Origin of the sequence: Ensifer aridi, assembly GCF_002078505.1 — a bacterium.
Lineage (GTDB): Bacteria > Pseudomonadota > Alphaproteobacteria > Rhizobiales > Rhizobiaceae > Sinorhizobium > Sinorhizobium aridi.
Window position 1 is genome coordinate 80,136 of sequence record NZ_LUAV01000023.1, and the last position, 24,633, is coordinate 104,768.

The window sequence follows — 24,633 nt, forward strand, 5'->3', positions numbered from 1 at the left end:
TCTCCTTCAAAAGTGCATGACACCGCCGACAAACTTGCCGGTCTTCTTCACGGCGATGACACCGGCGTCGCGGCTGTCACTCGCATCCGAGACCGCCTGCGGAGCGGCGGCCGGCCTCGCCTTGCCCTTTGCCGACGGCATTGGCAGCCCGAGTTGGTAGTTCAACACCTTCGCGACGTATCCGACTGTTTCCTGGAAAGGCGGGATCCCGCCGTGTTGGTAGATCCGCTGTTCGCCGCTGTTGTAAGCAGCCGCGACCAGGAGCGGGTTCTGAAACTCATCAAGCAGAAAGCGCAGGTACTTCATCCCGCCCTCGATATTCTGAGTGGGATCACAGATGTCCGTAACTCCGAACCGCGCAGCCGTAGCAGGCATGAGCTGCATCGGTCCGCGCGCGCCCTTTGGGGAGTTGCGGCTTTGGTCAAAGCCGCTCTCGGCCCAGGCGATGGCCGCCGCGAAGACTTCATCGACGCGATATTTGCGCGCCGTCTGCACAACCAGAGACTTAACCTCTTCTGGGCTGAGCGGAGACGGACCGCACTCATACACGTCTTTGGTGTTGTCATTGATCTGCCGAACTGCACCAATTTGCTGTATCGAGCCCGTGGGAACCTGCGGTTCATCAACCCTGTTCGGCACGTTGTTGGAGGGAGCGAAATTGCTCAAACCTGCATCAATATGATGCAAACCCCCAAAATCATGGGGGCTGTTGTCAGCTTTGTTCTGAACCGCATCTTGCTGCTTTACTACGCCATCAGCGCCTAGCACGAACTCCTTCTCTGAGCCGCGCCAGCGCTCATCGAAGTTCGTTGCAAGCTCCGCCTTCCTGTCAATCGGCCAAGTGCTTTTATTTGTTATGACATTTGCGGATTTACGCCCATCTTGGGCGTAAGAAATCGGAACCCAGCTCGTGCACAAAAGGGCGCTACCCGCCAAAGCGGCCCAGCCCAAAACGCCTGAAAATCTAGCCCTTTTTTCCATCGTCCCGCGCCTAACTTGCGGTGTTGTGATCGAAACGAAAACCAACTAAGCTGGTGAAGGTGTCGCATCGATTTGGTTCAGCGATACAACTTTTCGAAGCAGACTTAAACCCCCTATTGCAGGGGAACGAGATGAAGCAATATGGGTAAGGGCTAGAAAATGAAACGGAACATCATTGCCGCACTCGCAAGTTGCGCAATCGCAACGCCTGCTTTGTCCGTCTCGGACATCAACAAGGATTACATCAGATCGCTCGCAGCGCCGGGCAAGACGGTTCTCGTGCTCGAATATTACGACGGAAGCGGGAAGGTCGCCGATCGGAAGGGCTATGCAACAACGGCCGGATTTAAGGCCGTTTCACCGACCGACTTTCGCGTGGATGACAAGACAACACTGCACCTTTTTGGCCTGGAGCCATGCAAGGGCGAAATGGTCAATCGCAGTGAAGACTTCGCCGGGAGCTGCACCGATTATGCGCAGCAACAGCTCCAGATCCTGTTACAAAACCCGAAGGTCGTGTTTTGCCGTGCCTTCGTGAGCGAGCAAGGTTCGCCCGTCCAGAACGCCACCTGCTACGGCTACTATAATTTCCCCGGTAGCCTCGACTCCGTCGATATGTTTGAGGAGCAGCTTTTGTCGCTCGGCGCGCTCCGCCTCGCAAAAAAGCCAGATGGGACTCCCGTTCGTCCGGATCTCTCCAAAGCTGAGGAGATCGGCCAGAAGGGCTCATTCGGAATGTGGGCCGATCCGAGGGTGAAGGGTCAATGAGAAAGGCTCTGTCCCTTCTGTTGGCTCTCTTGCCGACATCCGTATCCGCAGCACCGGCAGGCTATTTCGATCTTCTTCCTGGCGTCACCCTGGAAACGGGCGACATGTGGGTTTCCAATGGTGAAAGATTCCGCCTCTACGGCGTCCAGTCCTGTTTGCGCGGCACTTCCTATACGGACAAGCACGGGCAGAAACGCGACTGCGGCGAGGCGTCCCTTGCCGTGCTGGCGGCCTATATCAAAGACACCAAACCCGTTTGCGCCCCGGTGGTGAAGAAAGCCGGTATCGCTTACGTCGTCTGCTACGCCACAGTTGGGAAGGAGCGGCTTGATCTGGCAAACGTCCTGATCACGAGCGGATACGCTTTCGCGGGCCTCAACGGTGAGGGCATGCCCTATCACGTCCCCTATGCCGTGGCTGAGAAACTTGCGCGCGATAAGCGTGCCGGCCTCTGGCAGTTCGAAGACGTCCAGCATCCGGCCATTCTCTTGAGCCGCGAGGTGAATGCGCGAACCAAGAAGGCAGATCAATGAAGCGATACCTACTTGCAGCCGCCGCGCTCGCTACGATCCCGCATGCAGCGACAGCCGCGGATCTCATCAAGACTCCGGCCGCAGCGGCTCGGCCACCACAGAGATTGAGCGAAGCTACGATCTACCAAAATCCGGTTTACAAGGGCCGAGTCGCCGTCATGGACGGCCGCACTCTGTGGTATCCGCAATATGCGCAGCGCGTTCGCCTCGTCGAGATCGACGCGTGCGAGCTTCCACAGTGGGCGATTGATCCCAAGCGGGTGGGTCGCGAGCGGCAAAAGGCGCCTTCACCCGTTCCGTGCGGCCCACTTGCAAAGGCTTGGCTCAAGAGGACCATAGGCAGCAAACCGGTCGAATGTACCGTCTTAGCCCATGGCAATGACGGTATCCCCCAAGCCCGCTGCACGTCAGCCGGCCGCGATATTGCGGTCGAGATGCTTCGTGTCGGATGGGCGCGTGTCGCGTCGCCCTATTCATACAACAGCCAATACCTAGCCTATCAACAGCATGCGATGGCGGCCCGCTATGGCATGTGGGCCACTTACGTTCTCGACATGAACGAGTGGCGTCGCAAGGCCGTCGACAAGACGCTAGACCGCCAGCCAATCGCTGATTTCAACCTGCTTGTCGAACGGGAAAGCGAAATATCGCCTCCCTTCATCGACGCGCGGAAAAAGCCGAAGAGGACAGACCGATAGTTGCCCGACTTCGCACATATTGCGAGCTCATTCGCAACCGATCCGCTGGCGAGCTTAATGCTCGCCATTCCCTTATCTTTTGCGCTCATCGTCGTTTCGGAACGAATCTGGTGGGTGCACGGTCCGTTTGCCCTGGTGCTCCTGATCCTTTCGATCCTCTTTCTCGATCGACGTCATCTGGCGCTGGACAGCTTTCTCGTCGGCCTATTCGCATTTCCACCGCTTTGCCGGGACATTCCCAACCAGCCGATGCTTTTTCGGATCGGGATCCTCTGGTTCTCAGCCTTCGCGCTCGTCGCCGCCGTCCTCTACGCAGCGGGCGGTCGAGTGCACCACGCCGCACCGCTCGACAAGCTATTCGTCGACCGGGAAGCTCCAGCCGCAACCATCATGAGGGCCAACTGACATGAAACACCTGCTTTATGCCGTAGCCAGTCTTGCTGCGCTTGCCTTCGCGCCCACGGGCGCAAAGGCAGAAGATGCTTCCTGGGGCTGCCAGGTTCTCCTTTGTGCTGCTTCTCAATCTCCGTCCTGGCAGGGCGTTCCCTATTGCGTTCCACCTATGAAGAAGCTGATCGCCGCAATGTCGAAGCCCGGATTTGATTGGCCCATTTGCCACGAGGCGAAGGCCGGCGAGCCAGGCCGGCAAGAGTTCGAGGACTGCCCTGCAGGGGCGCGCCCCACCTCCAGCAATGATGGGAACGACAACGGCTTGCGCCGCCGCAACGAGGAGGACCAATGCGTCCGGGTCGTGGACAGATGCGAGAACCGCGGCGAGTACAACCGCCTCTATGGTGACGAGGACGCCAACCAGCGTAACGGCGTGACCGTAAGGTCCATCAGCGGCAACAGCGACCATTTCGGGAATCGCGACAATCGCTACAACGGCTGCAAGGTGCAGGTAACTTCCCCCCGTCCGCGGCGCACAAATCCCTGGTTCTTCGACATTCCCAACGACAAGGGCGTCAAAGAGCGCTTCTGGTTCAATCCACGCACCTAGCCTTGCCTAAGAGGAAGAATCTATGCACCAGAACGCCATAATCGCGATCGCAGCCACCCTCGGTATAGCGGCTGGCGCCGGCGGCACCTACATTGCAACCTCCGAGCCGAAAGTTGAAGCTCAGGCCATCTCGAAAGCCGAACTGGTTGCGGCTATCTCCGCTGATCCATCTCTTTGCCCTATTCCGACCGTTGAAGCGCCGACAGAAGCCGAAGCATTGGCCGCCTACCGCAAAGCACATGCGGCGTCTCCTCTCGTTTGGGATCGGAATAATCTGCCGGAAATCTCTCTGGCACTCGGCCAATGTGACAAGGCCGGGGCAGGGCCAGGTGTCGCTTGCATGACCTCAGTCAAGATGGGGCCCGAAGCGCGGCCTGTTGATCGAATCGTCGGCTTCGCTAAGTCAGCATCCGGCGAGTGGATCGCCACGATCAACTAGGAAAGAAGCCGCCCAACAAGGGCGGCTGCCTTCACGCTCGACCCAGCACATTGCCAGGCCAAGGCCACAGGCCTATTCCACAGGCTCGGTCGTGCTCAAGACGGCATCCATTTCTTCCGGCCTGAGCGAGCCTCTCGTTGCGAACAGATACGCGGCCAAGTAGGTCAACTTTTGCCATCCTTGCTGATCGTTGCACGGTCGGTGGTTCACGATTCTTAGCCTGGCGGCCTCTTCCCCTTTCGTCACCTCGAGCAGGGCATTTGCGTAGACCACGTTGGTTACATCGCCAGCCGCGCGGCGTTCAGTCCCATTCGCGCACCGCCTCAGAAGTCGTCCATAGCGCCGCTATATGCCGCTCTTTCAACGGTGGGGAGCGGGCGGGCACGGGTCCCGGACAATCGGAAATGCGGGCGGAGCGCTGGTTTCCCGCTAAACAAGAGTCCCGCTGCTTCGCGGGTGTCGCCACCACCCGGACAGGGCATTCGCGGACATGATCGGCGAGATCTACAGCCAACTTCCGCTCCGCGGATTCAACGAAACGGGCGTTGCGAAAAACGGTAATATCAAGCTGATTCCGGCTGACGCCATGCCCTGTGCCGGCCCTTAGTAATGCACGAAAGAGTAACTTCATACGCAAATTCCTTTTTCTTCCGCGGCGTCATCGCGAGTTCTGCGAGATTATTTTCGCTTTCACCACCAAAGCACGCAGATTTGAGGGTTGTTCAACTGAAAACACAGGTGAATTCTGACGTGCGGCGGGTTAGATGGTCGCGAGCCGCGCACCGCGAACTCAGCGTGGATCCGTGCGCCTAGGGTTGAGTACGGACGCTTGAGATGAGGATCCTGAACCATAGAATTACGCGCGTCACGGTCGGCATTCTGCTCCTCGTGCTTGTAGGAATACTGCTACTGCCCGGATTGACGGGATTCACCAGCCTGGATGGAACGGTCAATGCGCGCTTTGCGGCGATAAACGCGCCGATCGACGGCGAGATCGCCGGGCCGCCGCCGCGGATCGGGACACCGGTGACCGAGGGCGAGACGCTCGCGATCATTCGCAATGCACGTGTCAACCGGGCAATCCTTGCGTCACTCCGTGCAGAGCATCGGACCGCCGTCGAACGCGTCGCGGCACTGGAGCGGGAGCGCGACGAATTGGCACGGTTGCGGGATCAGCTTGATCGCAGACTCGACGTCTTCACAAGCGCAACCATTGCCACTCTGGAGCAGGAGCTTCAAATCCTCCTAAAGCGGCTCGAGGTGTCGCGTGCTCAGGATGTGGTGGCGAAGGTCGATCTCGACCGCCGGCAGGAGCTCGAGTCGAAAGGCATCTTCACCCGCAAGATGGTTGAGGCAGCAGAAGCCGCTGGCGCCGCAACGGGCGGCGAGGTGGAGATCAGCAATCTATCGGTCGAATTGTTGCGGCAACGTTTGGACGCCCTGCGACAGGGCATATTCATCGTTGGCGACGGCCAAAACGACGTTCCCTATTCGCGCCAGCGCCAGGACGAGGTGATCGTTCGCATCAACGACCTCAACACGCGGATCGCTGAGAACAAGACGCGAGCGAGCCAGACCGAGCAGCAAATGATCGAGGAGGAGAAGCGTGTGAGCAGCCTCGAATCGGCAACAATTCTCTCGCCGTTCGACGGCGTTGTCTGGAGCAGGAGCATCGTCAGCGGCTCCAACGTCGTTTTGAACAACGAGATGATGCGCGTTCTCGACTGCCGCGAACTGTTCGTCGATATCCTCGTTCCCGAGGTGAATTACGACGAGATCTATGCTGGGCGCGAGGCGGAGGTGCGGCTCTTCGGACGCGGCGAAGTCTTTCAAGGTCGCGTACAATCGGTCAAGGGCAGTTCCGCCGTCGTCGAAAAGGATTCGCTTGCCGCCAACGAACCTGAAACCGACGAGCGTAACGCGCGCATTCGCGTCCAGCTTGCGTCCTCGGCCCTAAATACGGACTTTGCCAATTTCTGTCAGGTGGGACGGACGGCGCAGGTCCGCATTTCCAAGCACGCTGTTCGACTCACGCAGTGGGTAAAAAGCCTGTGGTTCAGCCTCTTCTAGCACTGGCACCGACCCTTTTAGTCATTGCCTTCTTTCTTCTCGGGCCGTCAAACTGGTCGCGCCGTCGGACGTGGGCGCGGGCGATTACCTGCGCCTTTGTCGGCGTGGTGGCCTTGCGCTACGTGATCTGGCGCCTCACCGAAACGGTTCTTCCCTATCCCAATGACGGCGCCAATTTCTACTGGGTCTGGTTCGTGTTCATCGTTGAGGTCCTGGCTTTCTCGGAGGTGGTGCTGTTCCTCATTTTGATGAGCCGCTACGTGGACCGTAGCGCCGAGGCCGACCGCCTCGGGCAGGCTTTCTTCGCCCAAAGGGAAGGCGACTTACCGACGGTCGACATTTTCATTCCGACTTACAACGAACCGCTTGACGTGCTGGAAAGAACGATCGTCGGGGCGTTGGCGCTCGACTACCCGAAGGACAAGCTGACGATCTATGTTCTCGACGACGGCCGGCGCGAATGGCTGAAGACCTTCTGCGAGGGGCGGGGCGCGATCCATGTGACGCGGCCGGACAACGCCCATGCGAAAGCTGGCAACATGAACAATGGCTTGCGCGTCAGCTCCGGGGATTTCATCGCCATCTTCGACGCCGACTTCGTGCCCTATCGCAACTTCCTCAGGCGTACGCTGCCGTTCTTCTCTGACGAAACGATCGGCATAGTGCAGACGCCACAGCATTTCTTCAACGTCGATCCGGTGCAATCCAATCTCGGCCTCGAGAAAATATGGCCGGACGAGCAGCGGCTGTTCTTCGACGAGATTGCACCGAGCCGCGACTCCTGGGACGTGAGCTTCTGCTGCGGCTCCTGTTCGATCGCCCGCCGCAAGGCGGTCGACGCAATCGGCGGTTTCCCGACCGAGTCGATCACCGAAGACCTGTTGACCACGCTTTCGATGCTCAACAGGGGCTACAAGACCCGCTATCTCAACGAACGGCTATCGATGGGTCTGGCCGCCGAGAACCTCACCGGCTATTTCGTTCAGCGCGAGCGCTGGTGCCAGGGCGGCATCCAGACGCTCTACCTGCATAACGGGCCCTTGCGCGGACCGGGGCTCTCGCTCTTCCAGCGGATCATGTTCCTCCCGATGTCCTGGCTGGTGCAATATCTCGTCCGCTTCGTGGTGCTTCTCGTACCGATTGTCTACCTGTGGTTCGGGGCACTGCCGCTCTATTTCACGGACGCCGGCGATTACGTCTCCCATCAGGTGCCGTTGCTGGCCGCCTATTTTCTGCTGATGCTCTGGATCACGCCAACCCGCTACCTGCCGGTGGTCTCCAGCGCCGTCGGCACCTTCGCGGCGTTCCGCATGTTGCCGACGGTGATCTCCAGTCTCGTGCGGCCGTTCGGCAAGCCCTTCAAGGTGACGCCTAAGGGCAGCGGCAACGAGGCGAACGCCTTCGACGCCTACACGTTTACCTGGATCGCTGGCTTCATCGTCGTCACCGCGCTCGGCCTGTTGATCAACATCGTTCCGGAAACGGCGCAGATCCGCGGCGCGTTTTCACCGATCGCGGCGCTTTGGTCGGGGATCAACATCATCGTGCTCCTGATCGCCTCGCTGATCTGCTTCGAAAAACCGCGCCGCCTCTTTCAGGCCTTCAAGGTCGACGAGGTCGTGGAAGTCGACGGCAGCAAAGGCCATGTGGTCAGCCTGTCGCTCGAGAAAGCCGTGGTCGCGGTTCCCGCAGAAACGCGGTTCCAGTCCGACCGGGTGAGGCTCACCATTGACGGCTTCAAGCCGCTTCAGTCCGATCTCAAGCTGGTGACGCAACGGCGCGGCGACGTCACCCGCTCCGGCGACCGAAGGCGATACTACCTTCATCTGTATTTCGATCTACGGGGATCCGAGCGCGACAAGATGATCGTCAAGCTCTATACAGGCCGCTATTCCCAGGACATCCCCGACATCGACAAGGTCGCCGTCTCGGTGAACCTGTTGCTGCGTGCTTTCGGACGCACGCGCACTGCCTAGTGATCGCGGCGGGAACCACGCCCAGCAGTTGAGCTTCAGCTGAGCCTCAGATCAATGCCCGGATGCAGTTTTCTCAGATTTGGGAGGGACTTCGACTGCCATGGAAACTCCGAGGTCCCGCGGATCGTCATGTGAACGTGCGGCAATTTGCGCGCCTCGATCGTCAGCTTTGCGAGCAGGTTTATCCCTGACGAATTCAACAACTGCAATCCGGTGAGGTCCACGGTCATGCGATCGGGCTCTGCCTCGAGAACGTTCATCACCAGAGAGAAAATCGGCGCATAGGCTTCGGTGCCGGGCAGACGCATCGTCCCGTCAAAGTAGATGTCCTTGCCTTCCGACCAGACGCGATATTCTTCGTCCTTAATTTCCATGTCCATCTGCCCATCAAGCTGAGAGATCGGGAACTGCGATAGACGCATAGGTCTCCAGCGGAATCCCTTCCTGTTCGCCGGTTCCAAAGACCCAAGCGAAATGCGCTCCATAATCGCTCATGAGGGTCAGAAGACCAAGCCCGGAGCCGGCGGCTGCGCCCGTCGCATTCGCTTCGATCCGGGAGATGAGGAGCTCGCCCGGATCTCCGGTGGTGATCTCGGAAAGCAGATGCTGGAACCGCTCGGCGGTTTCCTTGTCAACAAAGTTGGAAACCTTTGTTCGGAAAGTGTTATCGGCGACGGAGGCCTCCACGACGATTTCACCGGAAGCACGGAACTTCACGGCATTCTCGACGAGTTCGTTGGTGAGATAACCGACGTTGTGCCGGACCTCCTTATAGAGGTTGCGTGAAGCGCGATAGCGCAGCGCAACGAATTCGGCGACGAAATCCGAGGTCATCGCGCAGTGCTTCCAGCCGAGGTCAAGTGGACCATCGAAGAGGCGGAGTTTCGCCACGTTTTCGCCCGTACCGATCGCGAGGTCTTCCAGTCCATACAAAGTGGTCATCGCTTACCTGTGCCTCATCACTACCAACGTGATATCGTCATGGATCTTCTGGCTGCCAATGTGGGCCATCAGGTCCTCGATAATGCCGTTCCGGACTTCTACGGCGCTGCGGCCATGGCGGCTGCGGGCACTTTCGCAGAGCCTCTCAATGCCGAATAGTTCGCGGTCACTATTCTCCGCCTCGGTGACGCCGTCGGTGTGAAGGATCACCACATCGCCGCACCCGAAGGAGATCTCCCGTGTTGCCACGAAGGCCGAGATATCCGGCTCAAGACCGATCGGCAGACCAAGATCGATCGTATCGACCCGCTCCACCTTTCCGGAGTCGCGGACGATTATCACTTCCTCATGTTGACCCGACAGAGTGAGACGGCCTTTCTCGTAGTCGATGAATGCGAGCGACAGGTGTTTGTCGGTATTAGTCCTGACGATGTTCTTGTAAATTGCTCGGTTGAGCCTGTTGAGGAACTGCGGGGGGTCCATTTCGCCCGCCTCCTGCAATGCGCGAGCTACGGATTGGACCATCAGCATTAGCACACCGCTTTCAAGGCCGTGCCCGGTCACGTCCCCGATGCCGATCTTCAGCCGCGTGCCGTCTCTCAGCACGTCATAGTAGTCGCCGCCGACCTCGTCTGCGGGTCTCATAAAGCCGGCGATCTCGATTTCGGAAATTTCCTCCAGTTCACCCGCCTTCGGCAGGACCATGGTCTGGATGCGACGGGCGACGTCCAGTTCGGCGCCGAGGCGCACATTCTCGCTGCGCAGTTGCGCGTTCAAGGCCGATATTTGCAGGTTTGCCTCTTCAACCTCCTTCGTCCGCTCTTTGACGAGCTGCTCTAGGTTTTCGGTGTGATAACTGATCTGCTCGGCCATGCGGTTAAAGGCGTTGCCGGCCTCACCAACCTCATCGCGCGTCGGGATATCAACCCGGACGGAATAGTCCTTAAGCTGAATTCGCTTGGCGGCGTCGGCAAGCGCGCTGATACCGCTCGTGATGCGACCGGATATCGCGAACACGGCGGAGGTGACGAATAGGAGTGAAATGAGCAGTGCCAGCGCCTGGTAGATGAGGATGCGGTTCGTCGCCTCTGTGATGCCGGCCTGCGCAGTGAAGAGGGAGGCATAGATTTCACGCTCTGGCACGACAATGCCAAGGAGCATGGATTCATGACGAACAGGGCCGGAGACCCATAGATTGGTCGGCTGCAATTGCTTCAGGACGAAAAGATAGGGCACCTTCTCGCCGTTTTCGTCGAGCAGGACATGCTGCAGCAGGCCGTCCTGGTCCAGCGGCAACTTGGCGATGGCGGCCTGCGCGCTGTTGCGCAGTGAGCGATTGAGACCGGTTACCCCCTGGCCATTGGCCTCGCTCGAGGACTGAAGGCCCATAACCTTTTCGCCGATCGGGTTGATGGCGACCACATTACCGTCCGACATGGTCAGGAAACCGAAGCCGCTCTCAGCCACGTGTACATTCTCGACGATCTCGGCCAGCTGATCGAGGGTGATATCAGCGCCGGCGGCACCCGCGACACGGTCACGCTCGCGCGACCATAGAGGCTGGAAGAAGCTGACGATCAGCTTGCCGGTGATCGCGTCCGTGTAGGGGGCGGTCTGTGTGATGTCGTTTTCCACCGGTCGCGACGCTGGATCCCTCACCCATTGCTCCCAGGACTCGTAGAGGCCCGGGAAGAAGAATGGCCAGAATTGCGTCTCGTTATGCCCGGGGTACAGCCGGTCGAAAGTCTGGGCCTGATCCGTATACGGAGCTGTCCGGAAGATCGGCCGCTCCTTCGGCCCGATATAGTACATCTGCAACTTGGGCAGGCCGTTTGCCAGCAGGGCCGGAGCAATGAGGTCGACAACTGCGCTGTTCTCGATATCTCTCTGCACGTCGGGCAACGGAACGTGGTTCGGGTCGAGCAGATATCCCCACACACTGACGACCGACAAAGGACCGGGCAGGTTCTGAGCCCAACCGCCCTTCTCGTTGTAGGTTACCGTCACTGCTCCCGGTGCGCCGCGAGCCATGGCGTCGCCGATCTGAGATTCTCTCTTCGGATTGTCGATCTGTGCCTGCAGAACACTCGCCAGAGCGCCGACGTCCGAATGAACCTGATCCAAAAGCAGGTTGACGCGCGCGGCCGTCGTTTCCGCGTAAGAGCGGATATAGTCCTCGTTGGCCCTCTCGAGGCCTTCACCGACTTGTGCGGTCGCATCTCGGGAGAGCCTCTGCACGTTCCAGAGTGCCAGCCCACCGGTCACGAGCAGGTCGAAAAGCACGGCGCCGCCGACCACAAGGATGAACTTGGCGCGGAACGAGCGCGCACCGAGGCGGCTGGTTGCTGGGTCGAGCGGCTTCATAGCGGCTTGCGCCCGGATGCTGCCCAGATCGGCCAGCCGGCGTAGCCCTTGGGGTGAAGGGCTGCGAAGATGTGGTCGCGGAAGCCCTGGCGGAAGCGCTCGATGAATTCAGGAGGATCACCCCGCTTCACGGCCATCTCCCCCGCATAGACATTCTCCCAAGCGGTGATGATGTCGGCGAAGTCCTGCGGATCGCCGTCGAGATTGGTCACCATGAAGGATTCGACGCGGATGTCTTCGAAGCCCGCGTCGGCCAGATAGCGGCGGCTCTTCGGCCCGAGTTCTACGTCCATCTCAAAATGGGCAAACAGCTTGGCGACCTCGTTATAGGTCCACTGGATGCTTTGCGCTCGCGGTTCGCCAAGACAGTGCGAATTCTTCTCGTTCGTGATGTAGACGCGCCCGCCCGGCTTGCAGATGCGGTAAAGTTCCTTCAGCAGCACGTCGGGCTGGTTGAAGATCTGTAGGGAATGGCGGCAGGTTACGAGATCGAACTGATTGTCCTCGAGCAGCATCTCGGAGGCGTCGCCAAACGTATATTCTATATCGGTGATGCCGAAATTCGTCGCTACGTCGCGGGCATAGGCAAGGCTTGCCTTCGAGTGATCGAGGGCGACGATGCGGGCCGGCTGAAACTCCTTGCGCACCAGCACGGCGAAGTCTCCGATGCCACAGCAAATATCAGCCATATGAATTCCCGCTCGCATGCCATGCCGCGGCAGGATGGTGCGTTCGTGACGCCAGGTCATCTTGGTCTGCGTGCGTAGGATCGGGATGAAACTGGTGTCTTCGACGAAGGTCTGGCCGGGGTAGAATTTGGAATCATAGACCTCGACGGTGATCTGCGGCTCGATGTTGCTGAGATGGCGGAACATCCGCTCTGTCCAGCCGACGACGCTTGAGGTCACGACGACCAACCGGATATCGGACCGCGTGCGACATGCGTCGAGAAACGCACGCGCGAAGGCATGGAACGCCGTATTGTTCATCTGCGCGAGACGCTTCACGTTGATGTAGAGAACGCCGCGCGCCGCATCGATCGCCTGCTTCAGTTGCGTCACTGTCGCGGCGATCTCGTCCACAGAATGAGGACGGATGACACCAGCCAGCGAGAATTCCTGGCTGTTCGGGTCGAATTCCGCCCGATAGCGTTCGGAAAGGGTTACCGTGCTCAATTGACGATTCCTTCAAGAGGCAAGTCCACAACAAGCGTGATCGAAGGGGAAGGTCGTTCCTCCAGGCGAATCTCCGCATCGAAGTTGATCGCCAGATCCAGCAGGATCACCTCACGGCTTGGCGCAAGCTCCGTCCAAATGGCATCGAGATAGCGGGCATAGGCGCTGCCGTTGTTGGTCCGGGATACGGCTTCGCGATAGAACTGTCGCTGCGTTGACGGACACGGAAAGCTGAGTTTCACCCGCTCGGTGGGACCGTCGCGGTATACGGTGCAACCGAGCCGCCCGTCGGGAATACCGCTTCGAAACGACATTTCGAGAAGCTCGTTCAGGGCTGAGGAAAGAAAATTCGAATGTCGCACGGGGTCGGCGCGATTGTGACTGATCATCCGTGCCATGAAGGTCGACAACTGGTCGCAATGCTGCCAGTCCGACAGAAAGGTTCCCATTTCCATCTCGAACTGAAGTAACGGCTCGAAAGCTGTCTTCGCGCTCTCCTTTTCGGTTGCTGCCACGTGATTCCTCCATTCGCAGCAGCGTCCCTCGCTCGGCGCATAGCTGTGAGGCGCTCGATTTCGCGAACTCTGCAAAGCGGAAAGGATGTCGAAGCCGCAGCCCGCTTTGCGTGCCATTCGGCTGTCGCATTACGCGAAACAACTCGTCGCGCATGCAACCTTTCCCGGGATGTATGGCAGCCGTTGACGCTGTCAATGGCCTAGGCAGCATAAAGAAGAGCGGCGCATGTTGGGAGACACTGGCGAGTTCACGCCTTTAGAAGGATGCTGACCGGGGGCAATAGCAAGCATCAGCCCGAAATCTAACGGTGCTGCCGAAGGCTGGAAAGCGGCCCCTCAACAATCATGGAACGAACCAGTTCGCCTGCCGTTGAATTGTGGCGCTTCGTCTTCGTCAACTGCGCACCAGTCGCAAATCCGAAAAATTTCGATGCCAACTTCCGCATCTCGATGCCGCACGATCAGTTTATCTGCCTTGCGACGCATGTGCGAGGCGATGTACACGCGACACTGCCCGCGATCATCGATGACTTCAAAGACATATGTCAAAAAATCCCCTCCATCATGATTTTAGAATATTTAGCGTTGCTTGTGGGAAGCTTGCATCCAGCTGACCGAACAGATGCTCTTCATTCCTGCCGCATGCAGTGCGCGACAGCACCAGCGGACCGAGGGCGGGGCGCCAGCAAGCGCGGGCGATTTCTCATGAGGTACCGCGTCCACTATGCCAGCGTAGCTGCGATTTCTCGGAGTCGCAGGTCGAGCGTGTTGTAAGCGGCTTGCATCATGTCCATGTCATGCATGTGACTGATGACCGCCAATTCGTTCATCAGATCGCCTATGATCAGGTCAACCCGTCGAGGGTCTGCCTCATCTTGCATTATGCAAGCCTCAAGTAGCTCAAACGATCCCCCGAGGGCACAGTACAACTCTAGTGCCGCAGCCAAGAGGTTCCTCTGGCGCGCCTCGAGATCACTTGCTGAAGCCTCTCCGGTGCCCTCCGCCATGAGTCGAACGGCTTTGTTTTGGAACTCGCTCATCCTCACCAACTTTAGATCGAACTGATGTTCTCACTTGCGTATGTATTGCTAAGAGTTGAACGTCGGTTTAATTCCAACCAGGATTCCCGGGGCGGTTGAACGAGAAGCCGCCGAAGCTATTCCGTGCTTCAGCCATACTGGCGCTCCTCCTGTTCAAGAATAGCAAGTGTTGGATGTCCAAGGCTGAATGCTTTGTCCTAGACGCTGCTCGCGTCCTCTGTGCCGGTGCTCGCTTCTGTCATTTCGATAGTCTGGCCTGACACAGTCACTAACAAATCACCAATAGCTTATATTCCTCGCCCGGCTTTTGCGCCAAATCAATCGGCGGCTAATTCTTCCGTGCTTAAAGCTCGCGCTATGCACCGTGTGCCCTACGCCTACTTTAAGACCGTGCCGGTGACGAAACAGGATTTCAGAAATCTATATTACTCTGGTCGTACCGCAGTTGACCACCACAGCTATTGCGATATCTCTGAGAGAGACCGGGCTGGATCCAACGTAGAGGCGCATCAATGCAAAAGCCGCTTCTGCAGAGCGGAGGAGCCGGTGGTCGAACAATTGGCGGGCAATCTACGCGTTAATCTCTGGACCCAAGAAAGCTCGGGAATGACTGATTTCGACGCGGCGTTTGGTTCGCCTTTGAGGGAAGCCGACGAGTTAATCTCGTTCTACGAGAATACCAGACTTATCGGCTGTTCCGCAGCGCTCGGGCAAAAATATCAGATCGCTGCTTCGTCGCAGGCGACGGTATGGAGTGTCTATCCAGAGCTCTCGAGCTCCCATAAGCTCATAGTGGAGTCGGTGCTTTCCACAGGGTTCCCCCGCAGCATCGACATTGCCTCGTCTCGGAAGCTGTTCATCTTTCGCGCGGAACCTGCGGTTCTCGGGATCTTCGAGATGGAAGAGGCCGCAGGCCCGCCATTGTCGTCAAATTCCGAGAGAAACGAACGCGATCTCCTTCGCCACCAGGCGATGCACGATGTGTTGACCGGATTACCCAATCGTCGGCAATTCAGCGACGACTTGGACGCCCGTCTTCCAGTGGAGGGCGGGGAAAGCCTCGCACTCATGCAAATCGATCTCGACGACTTTAAACCTGTCAACGACACACTCGGGCATGGTGCGGGTGATCTCGTGCTCCAAGGGACCGCTGAGCGACTTCAGGCGGTCCTGGGTGAGGGAGACGTCGCTTATCGGCTCGCCGGAGATGAATTCGCCGTCATCCAGCGTGGCGGGTGGCCGATGGAGGCCGAACGCTTGGCGGAATTGATCGTGAATGCCTTCAAAGAGCCCTTCACCGTCGAGGGGATCGATGTGTTCGTCGGAGCGAGCGTCGGGATCGCGATCGCGCCGGAGGACGGCAACGGTGGCGAACAATTGATGAAGGCTGCGGATATCGCGCTCTATGCTGCCAAGAACGACGGACGCGGGCGAGCGAGAAGTTTCAATCGCTCGATGCTCATCATGTTGGAACAGCGGGAGATGCTAAGGCGCAGTCTGCGCGTCGCCCTGCAGGAACGGCAATTCTTCCTCGAATACCAACCGGTGATAGAAGCCGATGCGATCATTGGCTTCGAGGCGCTGCTGCGGTGGCAGCACCCTTATGCGGGGATCGTCCCGCCAGGCCTGTTCATTCCGATGGCGGAAGCGGACGGGCTGATGGGAGAGATCGGGGAATGGGTGCTGGAGCAGGCCTGCCGACAAGCGATGACTTGGCCGGAGCATTTCACAGTAGCGGTCAACCTGTCGCCGGCCGAATTCCTGCGCAAAGGGCTCACCGACCGTGTCGCCCATATCCTCGATTCCGCGGGTCTGTCCCCAGAACGCCTTGAGCTGGAAATCACAGAGTCGGTATTGCTCGAGCGCACGGTCAACAACCTCGACACGCTGCACACGTTGGAGGTGCTGGGGGTCCGCATCTCGCTCGATGACTTCGGGACGCAATATTCGTCCTTGGCATATCTGAAGAACTTCCCTTTCGACACGATCAAGATCGACCGATACTTCATCAAGGACGTCGAAACCGACGACAAAAGCCAGTCCATCGTTCGCGCAGTCATCGCGCTTGCGCACGGACTGGGAATGCGGGTCACAGCGGAGGGCGTCGAAACCGCAGCTCAGGCGGACTGGCTTCGCAGGCGAGGGTGCGACCGCCTACAGGGACATTTGTTTGGCGAAGCCATGCCCGCCGAGGAGATTGAAGCTTTCCTTCAGCAATCATCAATGGCGACCCAATAGAGGAGCTGGTTCACGTGCTGGTTGGGGAGTTCACTGAACGTTCGTTCAAAAGCTGCGAGATCGCGGTGATCATTTGCGGCATGGCGAACGGCTTTGGGAGCATGATGCTGTTCGGAACGCCCTTGGACGGCCAATCGGCGGCGCCGTCGCCGCTGATGTAGACGACGGGCATTTCAGGGTCGATCTCGCGAGCAATGCGGGCCACCTCCCACCCGTCGGGAGCCCGATCCAGGAGCCGGACATCAGTGATCACGCCCCCGACAGTAATTTCTTCGCACCTGAGAGATGCGATCGCCTCAGCTCCGTTGGAGAAGGCAAGGACCTGGAAACCTGACTCGGTCAGAGCCTTTTCAAACTCGACCAAAAGCAGCCCCTCGTCTTCGACGAGCAAGATTGTGACCAGTTCCACAGAAGTGTCTCGACCTGTCCCCGCGTGATGGCGGGAAACGCCGACGCAAGGCAACTGTTCCATCGAAGAGTCGGGGACGTGGATCGATACGAGACCATCACAACAACCGTGTCGCTGTATGTGCCGGCTGGCGATGTCGACTGCGGCGGAATACGTCGATAGAAAGGCAAGGCAAGTTCTGCACTGTGCCGGTCAGCTGTTTGCCGACGGAATTGCCCAGAGGCTGGGTTTGGGCCGCCGCGTCCTTGTCAAGGCCGTAGCCGACGTATCGGCTGCCTGATGTCGAGGGGCGCTTGGGCGTTGCGCCAAAACAATGGCTATACTCGAGGGTGAATTGGGAAGGGGGGGGCAATCACAGCTGAGATGAAAAGCGGCACCCGCCAAATCGAGGTCACAAATAAACCAGCCTTTATCAACCAAACGATGATGGGATATAAAACGGGGCAAAGTGAGAGGGTGCGCCATGGCACGATCCAGACGTAGGAGTCCGATCACCGGCGTGACGACCGCCGAGAGCGACAAGCGTTTCAAGCTGGAGGAGCACCGCCGCGAGCGCGCGGCTCTGCGCGCGCTCGACCTCAGGTTTGAGGAGCCACAATCGAGCAAGTCGTTTTGGGATCCGTGGCGCGGAGACAAGGATGGCAAGCAGCGGTTTGACGCGACTGCCTGTCCTCATCTGACGCGCAAGTGAGGACGGAGTCGCGACCGGCCAATGCTATTTGCGAGATCAACATGGAGCACTCCGAGTTTCACATCGGCCTCGACTTCTGGTGCGGGAAGAGCAGGTGGCGGTGTACCGAGGTCGGTACACGAACAGTTGTCGCCATCCGCATCGATCAGGTTAAAACGACAACCGTCGACGGTCGCAGAACCACGCACGAAACGCTCACGTATGAGCAGGCAAATGCGGCAGGCTGGTTTATCGGTCCTCCGTATGCAGTCGCTGAGGTGGTTTTCGATGAGGACGATCTGCAGGCCTGCTCGCTTGATAGGGATGAGCCATGAACGGCCACCCTCAACGATGCTTCGCTATAGGCAGTTCGGTAGGTTCGAGCGATGGATGCGCAGGGCTCCGGCTGTGCTTCCCCAGCTATCCCTCGTCCACATCCAGCTGGTCCGTCAGAGTCTCCCATACAATGGCCAAGTCTGGCCAAGTCAGGAAGATCGCCTCCAATTGCGCAGTTGTCGCCATGTCCTCAGCGCGCGGATGAGGATGGCCGGTGGGATTCTTCGGTGGTCGCCCACCGTCCCCTTCCGGGTGATGGATGCGTTAGGATCGATCAAAAATGCGACGACCAAGCTCTCGGCCACCGACTCCAGCAACAGAGCGCCGTCGGAGAGCAGCAGACCCTGTTCGCCCTCGGCGAACGTCTGGCCCGCGGCAACCAGCGAGCCGCTGAAAACATAGAAGTAGAGATTGCGGCCCCGCATATGCGGGAATCGTACGTGCGCACCTGGCTCCAGCCGGACGTCAAACAGGTCGACGGTATTGCGAACGTGGAAGGGGGCGTCGCCTCCTTCCGGTCCGACAAGGTGTCGCCAACTGTTCCGCCTCCGCGGTGGAATCGGCCCGTGCTGAATCGTGGGATCGAGATCGGCTGCACGCGGCCGCACGAAGATCTGAAGCATGCGCAGAGGCGGATCGGATGACGACGTTGCTTCAGAATGCCAGAAACTGCGTCCGGCATTCATCACCATCAGATGGTTGCTGTCCATTACCAGTTGACCGGTGGTCTTGTCCTCGTGGCGCATGACGCCGTCGGGCACCCACGAAATGATCTCGTCGTTCTGGTGCTCGTGCATGGCAATGAGCCGTCCGGGATCAAGGATCGATTCCACGACCATGGCAAGCGGACCATGACCGTGATCCGTAGGTTTCGGTTTCAGCCATCCGGGCATGTTGATGCGTACGATGAAACCCACCATGTTGCGCACGATAAATGTACGACCGCCTTTGAGCAGCACAGCGTCCTCCTCCCTCCAGCGAGGATGATGAGATCGATCATTAGCTGCCCGCCGGAACGTCGCGTCAATCGAAAGGAGCAGCGCTTCATCGCTCAGGCGTCCGTCACGGCTGGGGCGTAAGGGCGCGTACCTTTGGCGAGGGGCGAGGTAGGCGAGCTGGCTCGCGACATGGGCTGCTCTCCGGCGAATCCCTGCCTGATGCCATCGCCTGCCGATCACACCGCGCGGGCGAATGCCCGTGTGGTGGTGTCTGGGCGCTTTAAGTACGAGACCAGCTCAGCTGAAGCCGTTCGAGGGGAACAAGGCGTCGAGTGCTCTGTTTGAGACGGCTACGTGAACAATCATCCTGCCGAGGTCGTCAACAGTCGAATGTCGCTCCGCCTTCTGGTGCTAGCCACATGCATAGCGCGAGGCATTCGCGCCGCCTGCTTCTCGGCAATGCTATTCGAGGCCTAAAATGCAAACTGACGGGAGCGAAGAAGAAGGCAAGGAAGAGACAGCCGTCCAAAGCGAGAAGGAGAGGGGCAGGGACGCAGCCACTCCTGGCGACATACCCGCGCGCGGAATGCGCGACGTTTTCTGGCGTGTGGTTGCGCAGGTGAGTGAAGATCGCGTAACGCTCGTCGCGGCCGGGGTGACCTTCTATGTGCTCCTCGCTCTGTTTCCAGCCTTGACCTCGCTCGTCTCGATTTATGGCCTGATTTCGGATCCGGCCGCCATTGCCGAGCAGATCAACTCCATTGCCGCGGTCATGCCGGCGCAAGCGCTCCAGTTGGTCACGGATCAGTTGCAGGCGATCACGTCACAAAGGGCATCGAGCCTCAGTATCGGTTTTCTAGCCGGCTTGTTCGTGGCGCTCTGGAGTGCGCGTAACGGGATAGCCTCACTAATCGAAGCGATGAACATTGCATACGACGAGGAGGAAAAGCGCGGCTTCGTCCGGCTGACACTACTGAGCGTTTGCTTTACCTTTGGCGGCCTGCTCGTCACGGCTGTGCTGATCGCAGCGATCGCGGTACTACCGGCCATTCTTGCCTTTCTGCCGATCGGCCACACGCTGGAGAGCCTCGCTAAGCTCGCGCGCTGGCCCTTGCTGCTGCTGCTGATTTTCGCGGGGATAACCCTGCTTTACCGGTATGGACCCGACCGGGACCCCCCGAAGCTGAGGTGGCTGACCTGGGGCGCGGCGTTCAGCACGCTCTCCTGGTTGCCGGCGTCCCTGTTGTTCTCGTTCTACATCGACAACTTCGCGAATTACAACGCCACCTATGGTGCCATGGGGGCTTTAATCGGCTTCATGCTTTGGATCTGGGTATCCACGATCATCATTATCGTAGGTGCCGAGATCAACGCCGAACTCGAGCACCAGACGGCGCGCGATTCCACCACGGGGCGCCCCGAGAAGATGGGTAAGCGCGATGCTTATGTGGCCGACACGATTGGCGAGAAAAGCGATTGAGCTTCGCTCTGCCCGTTCGAACTTGGGCCGCTAAACGGGCGAGGGGGGCGGCCGCGAAATAGGATGATAAGGCATTTACGCCGCTCCCGAGCGAAGTTCGTGACCGCACGCGAATTCCCGCCCGTTGCCCGATCGCGTCATAATTCCAGCGCATGCCAATATTTCTGTTACACTTCGATTCCTAACCGGGGGACCTGGAATGACTTCCGAAAATTTGCCTGAACAGGTCGACCGACTTCTCGCCAACGCCGACCTGGCGGAGGCCCTTGAAAACAAACAATTCAAACGATTTCTCGACCAAGTGCCGATCGCTCTCCTCGTATCTAAAATTGGTACCCGGGGCGAGCGGATAATCTACGCCAACCCTGAATTCGAGCGCCTCTCAGGTTTGACCGCGGCGGAGGTTGAGAACCGAGAGTGGGGCGTGCTTGAAGCAGAGCCCGTCATCGCGCAGGAGATCTCGTCGCTCGGTCAGGCTGTTGTCGTTCAGACCGATCGTGTCGGAACCTTCAAGAGAAATGCGGGGGACACGACGATCATCATCGACGTTTATTCCAGTGTGGTTGAAGACGACGAGGGAACGCCGCGTTTCCGACTCGTCGCCCTTGTCGATGTGACGGAACACAAGCAGGCCGAACGCGAGGAGCTCGAAAATCGCATCAAAGAGCAAGATCTGTTGCTTCGAGAGCTGCAACATCGCGTGAAGAACAATCTTCAGATGATAACGGCACTCATCCGCCTTGAAGCACGCAGCAGCCCAGCACCAGACACGAGGGCGTTCGAAAGGTTGGCCGGCCGGATTGACGCACTGACCACCCTCTATCAAGCCTTGCAAAAGGGGGAGAGCAGCCAGGAAGTCGACCTCGGCATCTATATCGGTCAGATTGCATCCGCCGTTATGGCATCGAACGCTTGCGATGGGGTCAGCCTCGACATGAAAATTGATCCCTATCCCGCTTCAATTAACGTCGCTATGCCAGCCGGACTGGTCGTCAACGAACTGCTCACAAACTCTCTCAAGCACGCGTTCATTGGGCGAGAAGGAGGGCTTATCACTCTACACAGCACCTTTGACGAAGCTGGATACTGCGTGATCGTCGCGGACGACGGAATAGGACTTCCGGACGGGGAGACTTGGCCCCAACACGGTAAGCTGGGCGAGTTGATCGCACAGTCGTTGCGCGAAAACTCAAAGGCCGATCTCCAAGTGACCTCCAGTCCAGGTAAGGGCACACGTGCAACGATTATTTTCAGGCACAGCTCTTCTTGACATTCTCGTCCCTGCCGGCCGCCACGTTGAAGTAAGCCGAAGAGTGCAACCCTGCCAGCGCGACGGTCCTTTCACGACGCCAACTTCATATTCGCCGGGCCGACTTGTCCGCACCCGATAGAAACCGCTTCAAGCTCAAACCCGCCAGTAAAATGTAAGGCGGCATGGCGAGCGAATAGTGACCGCAGTTCAGTTCCAAAACATTCGGCCTGACTCCGGCGTCCTTCAGCTTCTGAATGAGGCGTCTCGATAGATCGGGCAACACCACCTTGTCCCTCGTAGCCAACACGACGTGAAGTTCGAGATCGGACCGTGCCAGATTATGCGCGTAATTCTCCAAGTTGAGCGGACCCCAAGCCCTTCGGAGATCGGTGAGCTCAATTACAGGCTCAAGGCCATCACGTATCGATCGGGTCGCGCGCCCCGTCCAAACCATGTCTGCGAGACTACCCGCCGTCAAAAATAACGAGGCCTTCGATACGGCCGGATCATGGGCAGCAATCAATCCCGCAACCCAGGAGCCAAGGCTCATGCCGAGAACCGAGACCTCTCGGTAGCCTTCGCTCTTCAGCCAGCGGATGAGCTTTCGCCCATCCCATACGGCCTGCCTTACAGACTGGATCGTGCGCCCGAGATTCGAACTAAGCATATAATCGGCATACAGCGAGCCGGGACGGCTGCGCTCGAAGTGATAAGGCATAGCAATCTCGACAACCGAGATCCCACGCTGCGAGAAAAACTTGGCAATCTGACGATTTCGGGCGTTGGCATTCCAGTGATGAAAAATCACCAATGCCTGATCGAGCGAGCCGCTCTCGGTGATTTTTGCCCAAACGACGTTGTTCTCTTCGACGTCAGTAGAAATGTCCGATGGAAATCTGAGCCACCCATCGTGCATTTCAAAGCCCTGACCGCTCCCGCTCGGCTCATCGTAAAAGCTTGAATCAGACAGGGCCTGGTCCGCAAGGACACAAAACTCGTCGATAGTTTCTATCCTCTTCTCGCCCGGGAAGGCCCGCCCGGCGTCGAGGATGAAATCCGTTACTTTCTTCGCTTCCTCACCGCGCCGCGCCCGCCGCTCGTCCCAACGATCAAGCCAATTATGATACACTCTGGTTGCTTCCTAACTCGCTTGCTCGCCATCGCCCAAACTCTGGATCAAAGAGGCCGTATGTCGCGAGCAGCACTCCAACGCCGAGGAGGATCGAAAAGCCCTCAAAGGCATCAATCAACAAGTAGCTGGCAAACAGCAACCCTACGACTGCAGACATCCTCCATAGAGGCACGCGAAACCGCCTTCCGACACCCAAGCGGATGGAACCGTACAGAAAAACGACACAGGTCGAAATGGCGACTAGAAGGCTGCTGTAGTGCGTTGGCATTCTATAGCTGAAGCTATTGCCGCCGTCGTGGCGCTCATACAGGGCCGAAGACATATCGTGGGCTATCCAGGTCACGATATCTCTTCCGTTCGAGCTCAGGTAAGAGCTTTGGACCTTCATGCATATGGCGACCAGAACACCCAGGACAGTACACCGGAAAATTCCCCGCATCACCCTAAGGCCGATTTCACCGCCCTCGCGCCGATGTTCCACCGGTCGCATCGTTGACGCCTCTTCAATTCTCCAAAGATCATGGACGATCGTATGAAGCAGAATGAGGCCCGCGAAAAAAAGATAAAAGCAGAGGCACATGTAGAGATATGCGAGACCTGTGAACACAATGGTCATCGGCACTGATATGACTTCAGGGTGCACAATGGCTAACTTGCCCCAATCTACCGCATAGTTGCCACCGCCGTTGATCAACGGGATCAAGCACACGCCGATCCACTGAAAAAGACCGGCGAACAACACGCAGATCAAGAAAACCGCCCAGTATGTGTACGAATAGGCTTGGACGTTGCGCGTCCAGGCATCGTCGCTTTCCGACGGGTTGCCCGGCGCTACCAGCCTGAAGCGCGCGTCATGTTTCCAGAAGACCAGCAGCTCTATCACGAACGCGAAAAATAGCGGCAAGAGCACCATGAAGAGGAACGTCCAGTTCGGCGCCCATAGAAAACCGACCTGCTTAACGACACCATCCGCCCGGCTATAGGTGGCGCTGTGAATCCCCACGATATACGACAAAAACCCAAGGGCGGAGGCACCCGCGAATATCGACGCCGGTAGATTCAAGGGAGATCCATGGCTAAAAAGCGCCTCCGATACTCTCGCCAAGCTGAAACCCTGTCTTCGCCGGGTGGCATCAATGCCTTGTGGCAGATCGCCCGCAGGCTGCGTCTGATCATCGACCGTCACAGGCGGCGGCATATCTGGAACCCGCAGCGCCGTGCTGCTACCCGCCTTCTTCGAATCTCGCCTCTTGGCGGTTAGCCGTGATTGCGCCGCGCTGAGCTCCATCTGCCATTCGCTGGTCGCTTCCGGATCGTCGCACCCAAGGATCCGCGCCAGCCAACGAATGTTGGACGGGCTAATCCCCTTCTCGTTCTCTTGAAACCAGAGCTGCACCGTCCGCAAATCGACCCCGATCCGGTTGGAGTCGATCTGTGAAATCGCCTCTGCCAGAAGCTCCGGCGTCCATGGGCCTTGCGGAAACCCGTCACTGCCTAATGGCCGGCCTGCTCCCGCAGCGGCCAACTGCTTGAACAGTTCCTTGAAATCGCTCCCGTCCTTGGGCGGTGCGACAAAAATCTTTCCGTTCTTTTCCAATGGCTTACAGGCTCAAATTTCGTATCGTTTCGTATCCTATCGTGCCTTCAGCCCCAATCAATGGTCTTAACGCCCGCAAT

25 protein-coding genes and 2 pseudogenes are annotated in these 24,633 nt (G+C 58.4%); 13 read left to right on the forward strand and 14 right to left on the reverse strand.

Features of this window, described 5'->3' with window-relative positions:
• Positions 1–6: 6 nt before the first annotated feature.
• On the reverse strand, positions 7–918 hold the full coding sequence (locus tag AYK65_RS21010) for a lytic transglycosylase domain-containing protein (RefSeq protein ID WP_081160470.1): 912 nt from the start codon (positions 916–918) through the stop codon (positions 7–9).
• Positions 919–1,140: 222 nt separating this feature from the next.
• Between AYK65_RS21010 and AYK65_RS21015 the strand changes: the two genes are divergently transcribed.
• The 6 genes from AYK65_RS21015 to AYK65_RS21040 are packed head-to-tail and all read left to right on the forward strand — an operon-like array spanning position 1,141 to position 4,419.
• Positions 1,141–1,749, forward strand: coding sequence for a hypothetical protein (locus AYK65_RS21015; protein ID WP_081160401.1), 609 nt, complete (start codon positions 1,141–1,143; stop codon positions 1,747–1,749).
• A complete protein-coding gene (locus tag AYK65_RS21020) occupies positions 1,746–2,282 on the forward strand; it encodes a thermonuclease family protein (RefSeq protein ID WP_081160404.1) in 537 nt (178 codons plus the stop codon). Before AYK65_RS21015 ends, AYK65_RS21020 begins: the two co-directional genes overlap by 4 nt.
• Positions 2,279–2,980: a thermonuclease family protein gene (locus AYK65_RS21025; RefSeq protein ID WP_081160406.1), complete on the forward strand. Its 702-nt coding sequence runs from the start codon at positions 2,279–2,281 to the stop codon at positions 2,978–2,980. Before AYK65_RS21020 ends, AYK65_RS21025 begins: the two co-directional genes overlap by 4 nt.
• A complete protein-coding gene (locus AYK65_RS21030; protein ID WP_081160409.1) occupies positions 2,981–3,385 on the forward strand; it encodes a hypothetical protein in 405 nt (134 codons plus the stop codon).
• A gap of 1 nt (position 3,386) precedes the next feature.
• On the forward strand, positions 3,387–3,980 hold the full coding sequence (locus AYK65_RS21035) for a hypothetical protein (protein WP_081160411.1): 594 nt from the start codon (positions 3,387–3,389) through the stop codon (positions 3,978–3,980).
• Between the two features lie 22 nt (positions 3,981–4,002).
• Positions 4,003–4,419: a hypothetical protein gene (locus tag AYK65_RS21040; RefSeq protein WP_081160414.1), complete on the forward strand. Its 417-nt coding sequence runs from the start codon at positions 4,003–4,005 to the stop codon at positions 4,417–4,419.
• Positions 4,420–4,491: 72 nt separating this feature from the next.
• Here AYK65_RS21040 and AYK65_RS21045 read toward each other — a convergent pair.
• Positions 4,492–4,825, reverse strand: a pseudogene (locus tag AYK65_RS21045) (hypothetical protein).
• A gap of 428 nt (positions 4,826–5,253) precedes the next feature.
• Between AYK65_RS21045 and AYK65_RS21050 the strand changes: the two are divergent.
• The gene (locus AYK65_RS21050) at positions 5,254–6,489 is read left to right on the forward strand and encodes an HlyD family secretion protein (RefSeq protein WP_081160416.1); all 1,236 of its coding nucleotides are present in this window, start codon (positions 5,254–5,256) and stop codon (positions 6,487–6,489) included.
• A complete protein-coding gene (locus AYK65_RS21055) occupies positions 6,471–8,465 on the forward strand; it encodes a glycosyltransferase (RefSeq protein ID WP_081160419.1) in 1,995 nt (664 codons plus the stop codon). The genes AYK65_RS21050 and AYK65_RS21055 overlap by 19 nt, the downstream gene beginning before the upstream one ends.
• Before the next feature lie 35 nt (positions 8,466–8,500).
• On the opposite strand, the gene AYK65_RS21060 is transcribed toward AYK65_RS21055, so the two are convergent.
• From AYK65_RS21060 to AYK65_RS33195, 7 genes are all read right to left on the reverse strand, one after another.
• Positions 8,501–8,839, reverse strand: coding sequence for a slr1659 superfamily regulator (locus AYK65_RS21060; RefSeq protein ID WP_081160421.1), 339 nt, complete (start codon positions 8,837–8,839; stop codon positions 8,501–8,503).
• Positions 8,840–8,852: 13 nt separating this feature from the next.
• Positions 8,853–9,407 (reverse strand): slr1658 superfamily regulator, encoded by a 555-nt coding sequence (locus AYK65_RS21065; RefSeq protein WP_081160424.1) that lies wholly within the window; start codon positions 9,405–9,407, stop codon positions 8,853–8,855.
• Between the two features lie 3 nt (positions 9,408–9,410).
• On the reverse strand, positions 9,411–11,771 hold the full coding sequence (locus tag AYK65_RS21070) for a SpoIIE family protein phosphatase (protein WP_081160426.1): 2,361 nt from the start codon (positions 11,769–11,771) through the stop codon (positions 9,411–9,413).
• The gene (locus AYK65_RS21075; protein WP_081160429.1) at positions 11,768–12,946 is read right to left on the reverse strand and encodes a class I SAM-dependent methyltransferase; all 1,179 of its coding nucleotides are present in this window, start codon (positions 12,944–12,946) and stop codon (positions 11,768–11,770) included. The genes AYK65_RS21070 and AYK65_RS21075 overlap by 4 nt, the downstream gene beginning before the upstream one ends.
• Positions 12,943–13,401 (reverse strand): ubiquinone biosynthesis methyltransferase UbiE, encoded by a 459-nt coding sequence (locus tag AYK65_RS21080; RefSeq protein WP_081160473.1) that lies wholly within the window; start codon positions 13,399–13,401, stop codon positions 12,943–12,945. The genes AYK65_RS21075 and AYK65_RS21080 overlap by 4 nt, the downstream gene beginning before the upstream one ends.
• Before the next feature lie 396 nt (positions 13,402–13,797).
• Positions 13,798–14,010 carry a hypothetical protein gene (locus AYK65_RS21085; protein ID WP_081160431.1) on the reverse strand — a complete coding sequence of 71 codons (213 nt, stop codon included), beginning with the start codon at positions 14,008–14,010 and terminating at the stop codon, positions 13,798–13,800.
• A gap of 173 nt (positions 14,011–14,183) precedes the next feature.
• Positions 14,184–14,342 carry a hypothetical protein gene (locus AYK65_RS33195; RefSeq protein WP_244560061.1) on the reverse strand — a complete coding sequence of 53 codons (159 nt, stop codon included), beginning with the start codon at positions 14,340–14,342 and terminating at the stop codon, positions 14,184–14,186.
• Positions 14,343–15,107: 765 nt separating this feature from the next.
• Here AYK65_RS33195 and AYK65_RS21095 point away from each other — a divergent pair.
• A complete protein-coding gene (locus AYK65_RS21095) occupies positions 15,108–16,739 on the forward strand; it encodes a putative bifunctional diguanylate cyclase/phosphodiesterase (RefSeq protein ID WP_081160476.1) in 1,632 nt (543 codons plus the stop codon).
• 10 nt (positions 16,740–16,749) lie between these two features.
• Here AYK65_RS21095 and AYK65_RS21100 read toward each other — a convergent pair whose 3' ends face one another.
• Positions 16,750–17,148, reverse strand: a complete 399-nt coding sequence (locus tag AYK65_RS21100) for a response regulator (RefSeq protein ID WP_081160436.1) — start codon at positions 17,146–17,148, stop codon at positions 16,750–16,752.
• Positions 17,079–17,342, reverse strand: a pseudogene (locus tag AYK65_RS33955) (spore coat protein U domain-containing protein); the annotation flags it as partial. The pseudogene AYK65_RS33955 and the gene AYK65_RS21100, both read right to left, overlap by 70 nt.
• 269 nt (positions 17,343–17,611) lie before the next feature.
• Between AYK65_RS33955 and AYK65_RS21105 the strand changes: the two are divergent.
• On the forward strand, positions 17,612–17,839 hold the full coding sequence (locus AYK65_RS21105; protein ID WP_081160438.1) for a hypothetical protein: 228 nt from the start codon (positions 17,612–17,614) through the stop codon (positions 17,837–17,839).
• A 41-nt stretch (positions 17,840–17,880) separates the two neighbouring features.
• Positions 17,881–18,153 (forward strand): hypothetical protein, encoded by a 273-nt coding sequence (locus tag AYK65_RS21110; protein WP_081160440.1) that lies wholly within the window; start codon positions 17,881–17,883, stop codon positions 18,151–18,153.
• Positions 18,154–18,303: 150 nt separating this feature from the next.
• Here AYK65_RS21110 and AYK65_RS21115 read toward each other — a convergent pair whose 3' ends face one another.
• A complete protein-coding gene (locus AYK65_RS21115; protein WP_081160441.1) occupies positions 18,304–19,113 on the reverse strand; it encodes a pirin family protein in 810 nt (269 codons plus the stop codon).
• Between the two features lie 457 nt (positions 19,114–19,570).
• Here AYK65_RS21115 and AYK65_RS21120 point away from each other — a divergent pair, with 457 nt between their 5' ends.
• Positions 19,571–20,572 carry a YihY/virulence factor BrkB family protein gene (locus AYK65_RS21120; protein ID WP_081160443.1) on the forward strand — a complete coding sequence of 334 codons (1,002 nt, stop codon included), beginning with the start codon at positions 19,571–19,573 and terminating at the stop codon, positions 20,570–20,572.
• A gap of 199 nt (positions 20,573–20,771) precedes the next feature.
• Complete coding sequence (locus tag AYK65_RS21125; RefSeq protein ID WP_081160444.1) at positions 20,772–21,842, forward strand: sensor histidine kinase; 1,071 nt, start codon at positions 20,772–20,774, stop codon at positions 21,840–21,842.
• Positions 21,843–21,927: 85 nt separating this feature from the next.
• Here AYK65_RS21125 and AYK65_RS21130 read toward each other — a convergent pair whose 3' ends face one another.
• Both AYK65_RS21130 and AYK65_RS21135 read right to left on the reverse strand, forming a co-directional pair.
• Complete coding sequence (locus tag AYK65_RS21130; RefSeq protein ID WP_081160446.1) at positions 21,928–22,953, reverse strand: alpha/beta fold hydrolase; 1,026 nt, start codon at positions 22,951–22,953, stop codon at positions 21,928–21,930.
• A complete protein-coding gene (locus AYK65_RS21135; RefSeq protein ID WP_081160447.1) occupies positions 22,943–24,553 on the reverse strand; it encodes an RcgA family putative transporter in 1,611 nt (536 codons plus the stop codon). Before AYK65_RS21135 ends, AYK65_RS21130 begins: the two co-directional genes overlap by 11 nt.
• Positions 24,554–24,633: the final 80 nt, after the last annotated feature.

What these genes read in the sequence shown, in the direction of transcription:
- AYK65_RS21015 (WP_081160401.1), top strand. Translation starts at nt 1,141, where the DNA reads ATGAAACGGAACATCATTGCCGCACTCGCAAGTTGCGCAATCGCAACG.
- AYK65_RS21020 (WP_081160404.1), top strand. Translation starts at nt 1,746, where the DNA reads ATGAGAAAGGCTCTGTCCCTTCTGTTGGCTCTCTTGCCGACATCCGTA.
- AYK65_RS21025 (WP_081160406.1), top strand. Translation starts at nt 2,279, where the DNA reads ATGAAGCGATACCTACTTGCAGCCGCCGCGCTCGCTACGATCCCGCAT.
- AYK65_RS21035 (WP_081160411.1), top strand. Translation starts at nt 3,387, where the DNA reads ATGAAACACCTGCTTTATGCCGTAGCCAGTCTTGCTGCGCTTGCCTTC.
- AYK65_RS21040 (WP_081160414.1), top strand. Translation starts at nt 4,003, where the DNA reads ATGCACCAGAACGCCATAATCGCGATCGCAGCCACCCTCGGTATAGCG.
- AYK65_RS21050 (WP_081160416.1), top strand. Translation starts at nt 5,254, where the DNA reads ATGAGGATCCTGAACCATAGAATTACGCGCGTCACGGTCGGCATTCTG.
- AYK65_RS21060 (WP_081160421.1), bottom strand. Translation starts at nt 8,839, where the DNA reads ATGGAAATTAAGGACGAAGAATATCGCGTCTGGTCGGAAGGCAAGGAC.
- AYK65_RS21065 (WP_081160424.1), bottom strand. Translation starts at nt 9,407, where the DNA reads ATGACCACTTTGTATGGACTGGAAGACCTCGCGATCGGTACGGGCGAA.
- AYK65_RS21070 (WP_081160426.1), bottom strand. Translation starts at nt 11,771, where the DNA reads ATGAAGCCGCTCGACCCAGCAACCAGCCGCCTCGGTGCGCGCTCGTTC.
- AYK65_RS21080 (WP_081160473.1), bottom strand. Translation starts at nt 13,401, where the DNA reads ATGGAAATGGGAACCTTTCTGTCGGACTGGCAGCATTGCGACCAGTTG.
- AYK65_RS33195 (WP_244560061.1), bottom strand. Translation starts at nt 14,342, where the DNA reads ATGCAAGATGAGGCAGACCCTCGACGGGTTGACCTGATCATAGGCGAT.
- AYK65_RS21095 (WP_081160476.1), top strand. Translation starts at nt 15,108, where the DNA reads ATGACTGATTTCGACGCGGCGTTTGGTTCGCCTTTGAGGGAAGCCGAC.
- AYK65_RS21105 (WP_081160438.1), top strand. Translation starts at nt 17,612, where the DNA reads ATGGCACGATCCAGACGTAGGAGTCCGATCACCGGCGTGACGACCGCC.
- AYK65_RS21110 (WP_081160440.1), top strand. Translation starts at nt 17,881, where the DNA reads ATGGAGCACTCCGAGTTTCACATCGGCCTCGACTTCTGGTGCGGGAAG.
- AYK65_RS21120 (WP_081160443.1), top strand. Translation starts at nt 19,571, where the DNA reads ATGCAAACTGACGGGAGCGAAGAAGAAGGCAAGGAAGAGACAGCCGTC.
- AYK65_RS21125 (WP_081160444.1), top strand. Translation starts at nt 20,772, where the DNA reads ATGACTTCCGAAAATTTGCCTGAACAGGTCGACCGACTTCTCGCCAAC.